The sequence below is a fragment of the Methanomicrobium sp. genome, from assembly GCF_055145805.1.
Window position 1 is genome coordinate 1 of sequence record NZ_JBSREC010000093.1, and the last position, 5,420, is coordinate 5,420.

6 protein-coding genes are annotated in these 5,420 nt (G+C 34.9%); 5 read left to right on the forward strand and 1 reads right to left on the reverse strand.

Annotated features, from left to right (window positions below):
* The first annotated feature begins 220 nt into the window (after positions 1 to 220).
* The 5 genes from ACTB1O_RS08465 to ACTB1O_RS08485 all read left to right on the forward strand — a co-directional run bounded on the left by ACTB1O_RS08465 (position 221) and on the right by ACTB1O_RS08485 (position 4,990).
* A complete protein-coding gene (locus ACTB1O_RS08465) occupies positions 221 to 1,402 on the forward strand; it encodes a tyrosine-type recombinase/integrase (RefSeq protein ID WP_462994701.1) in 1,182 nt (393 codons plus the stop codon).
* A gap of 11 nt (positions 1,403 to 1,413) precedes the next feature.
* Positions 1,414 to 1,539 (forward strand): hypothetical protein, encoded by a 126-nt coding sequence (locus tag ACTB1O_RS08470; RefSeq protein ID WP_462993683.1) that lies wholly within the window; start codon positions 1,414 to 1,416, stop codon positions 1,537 to 1,539.
* A 732-nt stretch (positions 1,540 to 2,271) separates the two neighbouring features.
* Positions 2,272 to 3,423 (forward strand): hypothetical protein, encoded by a 1,152-nt coding sequence (locus ACTB1O_RS08475; protein ID WP_462994702.1) that lies wholly within the window; start codon positions 2,272 to 2,274, stop codon positions 3,421 to 3,423.
* Positions 3,423 to 4,367: a CBASS oligonucleotide cyclase gene (locus ACTB1O_RS08480; protein ID WP_462994703.1), complete on the forward strand. Its 945-nt coding sequence runs from the start codon at positions 3,423 to 3,425 to the stop codon at positions 4,365 to 4,367. Before ACTB1O_RS08475 ends, ACTB1O_RS08480 begins: the two co-directional genes overlap by 1 nt.
* Entirely contained in the window at positions 4,364 to 4,990 is a 627-nt protein-coding gene (locus ACTB1O_RS08485; RefSeq protein WP_462994704.1) for a hypothetical protein, read from the forward strand. The genes ACTB1O_RS08480 and ACTB1O_RS08485 overlap by 4 nt, the downstream gene beginning before the upstream one ends.
* A 77-nt stretch (positions 4,991 to 5,067) precedes the next feature.
* Here ACTB1O_RS08485 and ACTB1O_RS08490 read toward each other — a convergent pair.
* A partial coding sequence (locus ACTB1O_RS08490; RefSeq protein ID WP_462994705.1) for a hypothetical protein occupies positions 5,068 to 5,420 on the reverse strand: 353 nt, incomplete at its 5' end.

Here is a 5,420-nt window from a genome sequence, read left to right on the forward strand (position 1 = left end):
AGAATAATTAAAGAGCAAAAAAATTCCAGGTTCAAAAATATACCAAATGAACCTAGGTTCAAAAATATACTTATGTTCAATTTTGAATCTAGGTTCATTTTAAGGCTCTTTTTTGATTTGAGCACCATAAACATTATATAGTACAGAACGACCACCCAATATTATGATAGGCATTATAAACCTAGATAAATACAATGGATATCATAATATTACTTATGATATGGTACAGAAGCAATTAGCAAAAGCCATGAAATCGGGAATCATTACGAGTGTGGAAAAGGATTTCATTGAGAAACATTTCTACAAGATAAGAAGTACCAAAGGAAGCCTTGAAGATACCAGGATGAAAAAGATCGCAACGCATCTTGTGGCCTGGAGAAAGCACTACGGCATCAATGAAGAATATACTAAAATTACAATTGATGATATCGATAAAGCCATCTTTTACATTTCACGTACAAATTCACAGACCGGAAGACCGTTCAAGCAGACCACCCTGGATGACTACGTAACCATCCTTAAAGGGTTCATGACCTTTTTAATCGAATCAGGCAATTCTGAAATTTCAAAGACAGATATCCAGAAGATAAAGATCAGTCTTGAGGATTCTATGACCAAGACTGCTGAAGATATCCCGACAGAAGCCGAAGTCATGAAAATTATTGGATGTGCAAAAACAAGGAGGGATGAAGCGGCATATAGTCTCATGTATGACGGAGGGTTTAGAAGCTGCGAAATAGGGAGACTCAAATGGAACCAGATTAAGTTCGACAATTTAGGTGCACTTGTCAATGTGTCAGATAAAACACAGAAAGCAAGGACCGTCAGAATTATGGCTTCGGTTGATGCCCTTAAAAAGTGGAAGGAAGAGTATCCCGTTGAACTCAAAAGCGACGGATTTGTCTTCCTGACAAAGAATAACCGCCCTATGACGTATAAGTCTCTTTCAGCTCAGTTTCAGACACTTCTGGAGAGATCAGGGCTTAAGAAGCATTATACAATGCACGACCTGAGGCATGCCAGGATCACAAACCTGATCCAAAGAGGTCTGCATGAGAGCACGATCAAGCTGGCGATGTGGGGCAACATCAACACGAAACAGTTCGAGACTTACCTTCACCTGTGCAGTGTAGATCAGGATAAAGAGTTCTGCAAAGGTTACGGAATCGAATATCCGGATGATAACAAAGAAAATACACCGGCCCTGAAGGTTTGCAGCATATGCGGTCATAGAAACTCACCGTTGTCCCATTCATGCCATAACTGTAACGAACCTCTGGATATATTCCTGGAATCTGATCTCTTCAGCCTGATAGGATTCCTTGAGACTACTGACGAATACAATACCCTGATCTCGTCTGTGAAAAACCAGTCGCTTAGAGGTGGCTATGATCCAAATTAGGAGGTGAAACAATGATAAAGATCGATTCAAAGTTATATGATGCACTGCCCGAACTCTACAGAATTACAGTAGATATGCTCTTCAAAAACGGCAAGGCAGAACTAATGGATGAAGACAAAAACAAAAATCAAATCTAATTTTTTTCAGGAACAATCCGTTTCTTCTTTTATTTTCGAATTTTCATATTTAAGCAGTTCGCATTTTCGTTTAAGCCAAAAACTGCCACTTTGTGTTCATCCAGTTCATTCTTCAGATGTTTATTCTCCTGAACCAAAATAGCGTTTTAATCAGCCTGTTCTTTGAGTTTTTGATCGAATTCTACAACCACACGCCCACAACCTCCCTGACAGCATAAAAACGCGAGGCTTACTTTTCTTTTCATTTTAAGCTCAAATAAAAGATTTCTACATTTAACTATAATATTAACGTGAATAATTCCATCGGTGGTTTTTTGGTCCTGATTTAGTGGTATATTTTTTGCGGTCGCCCAAAAAAATTCTTCAGTTTAGAATTATTTTGGATCTCGACTTTTTGCGTATCGCCCCTGCATAATAAATCTTAAAACCTGCGCGACCTTACCGAATTTTTATCAATAAAAAGATTATTTTAAAAATTTTTATTCCTTGCATAGAAAAATTTTTATTCTTAAATAGCGATAATTAGGATTACGTATATGGCGTTTTAGGAATAAAAATATAAAATAAGCGGATAGCAATATAACATGCTATATCACAACAATATACATATTGAAATACAATCTTATATATCTTAGCATTCATCCCCATAAAAGGTACAAATGCAGAATATAATGATAAGCTAACGCTATTTTTTTGGTATTCTTGAATTTCTATATATCAGGAGATAATGTATTGAAAAATCAAGTTATTTTTAACAAAAAAAATTGTGATATTAGTCATATTGCATCAAAACAGACAAAGAATGAAAACTCTGCCAAAAAATGGTCAGTGTCAACAAATACAGGATGCTCAATCTTTCCATCAACAAACGATGTCTATCCTACCGTTCTTTTCACAAATAAGAAAACAGAATGTGTATTTAAACAATCCAACATCCCAATCAAAGGCATAGTTGTCCGTATAGGGGATTTCCTCAACTCAGACGGCACCGCAACAAACCCTCAATATGCCAAAATTGTGGCAGATGGAGGCTTATCTGCATCTTTGAATTATTTTGATGAACCAATCATTCTTTCTTCAATTATGGAAGACAGAAAATGTTACGGACTTACTAGAGAATTATTTTCAGAAATGATCCTGAATCTCAAACCGTCTGCTTATATGACACCAGATTTGCCTACTTATCTTGATAAAACAAGTAAATCAATGAAGAATATTTTAAAACTTGTTGAAATGTCCACGTATCTTCAAGACATGATTCCTGAAATTCCACAAATTGGTTTAGTAAAAGGATGCAACATTGAACAAACAAAGTTTCATACAAAAAAATATCTGGAACTCGGTATCAATGAGTATGTCTTCCACCTAAGTGGTTACACAAAGTGTAATCAAAAACCAATTATAACAAAAGCTTACGCCTTTGCTTATGCAATTCGTGAAATGGTTCCTCACATGATTATCTATGGAGTAGGATCATCAGAAATAATAAATCAATTCCATTTTTGTGATGGAATTATAACACAAAGTCATTACGTAGAACCTCGATACGGCGTGCATACAGATTTAAACGGACAGTTATACTCAATACCAAATAAAAAACAGAACATAGACGAAGAGAAAAAATTTAAGCAATCCGAATTATTTTCTTTTCCTCTTGACGAAAACACAAAATTCATTTCATATATAAATGATCCAATTGTCAAGGATATTACAGAAATAGATATTCTTAATCCACTTCGGCGCATCTATTTCGCTTTTTCTTCCAGACATTCTAAAGCAATTTTCCAAACTGATCTAGGTAAATTTGCTGATAATTCTGATTTCATAAGAGAAAAAATTGTAGAGAATAATTGTATTCACTGTAATTATGTGGGGTGTGTATAATGGGAGTCAAGTATTCTTCTTCAAATTCTCAAGATATAACTTCACCTATAAACAGAAATCAATTATCTTTAAATGATTTTTCAAAGTCCGATCGGAAAGATATTCTTTCTAACGCGAAAAAAAATGCAAATTCTCGTGATGCCAAGCTTCAGTCCAAATATAGAGATGAAATAATGGGTGCCATTATACAAGACGAAAGGATTGAAGGTTCTGTTTATTCAAAAATAGGTGGATCAACAAGTAAACACACTTATGTTGAGGGGTCAAGTGATGTTGATATACTTCTTTTTATAAACAAATCTCCATCCCTAATGAAAAAATCTCCTAAAGAAGTCCGAAGACTAATCGGAGATATTCTTCGAGATAGATTGAAAAATGTCAAATATATAAGAACTGGAAGACTAGCTGTTACTGTTGTCTTTAATGATGGAACAGAAATTCAGATGATTCCTGCAAAAAAAGCAAAATCAGGGTATAATATTTCTAAACCTGATGGTAAAAAATGGTCATCCATTATTCACACAGAACGATTCAACAGACAACTAACAAGAGTTAACCGCAAATGTGATGGACATGTGATCCCTGTTATTAAACTCATCAAATTACAAAACCAAAATCTTCCCAAATCAGAGCGAATGAAAGGATATCATATTGAAGCTCTTGCTGTAAAGATTTTTAGAAATTATCCAAAATCAGCTCCACGCACTGATGAAGCAATGCTAAAATATTACTATGAAAATGCAAAAACAGAAGTCCGACACCCTATAAAAGATGTAACTGGCCAGTCACAATATGCAGATGGGTATGCCGGCAATAAAAATTCATCTCAACGTAAGAAGATGTCCAAAAATCTAAATAAACACCATTCTACTTTTAAAAATGCACAAAAAACAGGAGAGACATCTGAATTAAGAGCCTCATTACAGACAGGTGAAGCTTCATGACAGAAAAATCCTCTTCTTTTAAACTTAATGATATAATAAAAGATATTGACAAACAACTATGCAACTTGGAAAACAAGGCAGAATTATCGCGTTATTCCTATCTTTTCTGCAAAAAAAGGCTTGAAACATTGAGTAACAGGATCATTTGTGTATCGATCCCAATAACGTTAATTCTTGCAGGATTGTCCATATGGATTTCCCTTACACCTTCAATAGATAACAGTTTAATTCAGGGCTTTACAATACTTCTTTCACTAATTGCTATATCCATATCATTTCTTTCATTATCTGACAGGATATTTGGGTGGAATGAGAAAAAAATAGCCTTTGAAATGGGATTCAAAATTTTAACAAGCTTTATCAGAGAAGTACATTCATTCAGAAAAATAGAATTAAAATTACTAAATGAAGAATTGGCCCTTCAAAAAATGACATTTTTTCGAGAGAAATATTCAGCAATTGCAAGTTCTCTTCCTGAAAACGATCTCACGGATCAGGAATTTCTACGATGTAAAAAGAATTTTTTTCTCAAAAAGAAAATTAGCATAGAATTGGATAAAAATCCATGCTTTGATATTGATTCTGCATATTCATGTGAGGATCTTTCTTTTCAAAAGATCTAATTAAAAATACAGGTTAGAAAAAAACAGGGCAGAATCAATGGATAATCAAAACTGAAAATAAGTTCAATCTAATTTTTTCAGAAACAATCAGCTTCTTCTCTTAATTTTGTATTTTCATATTCAAGCAGTTCGCATTTGCGCTTCAAACCCAAAACAGCTACCTTATATTCATCCAGTTCATGCCTTAGCTTTTTATTCTCCTGAACCAGAGCTTCATTTTCATCAGCCCGTTCTTTGATTTTTTGATCGAATTCTGAGACCTGCTGCTTCAGCTCAGACAGTTGAACCTTTTCAAGGTTCTCCTCGTCTTTCCGCTTCCTGACAACTTCACATTTGCTCTGGTGGGCTGCAAGGGCACGTTTGTTGCTGAACCAGCGCCCACATTCACATTTGATCACAATACTCCCTCCACAGGGCCTCAGGTTGACGG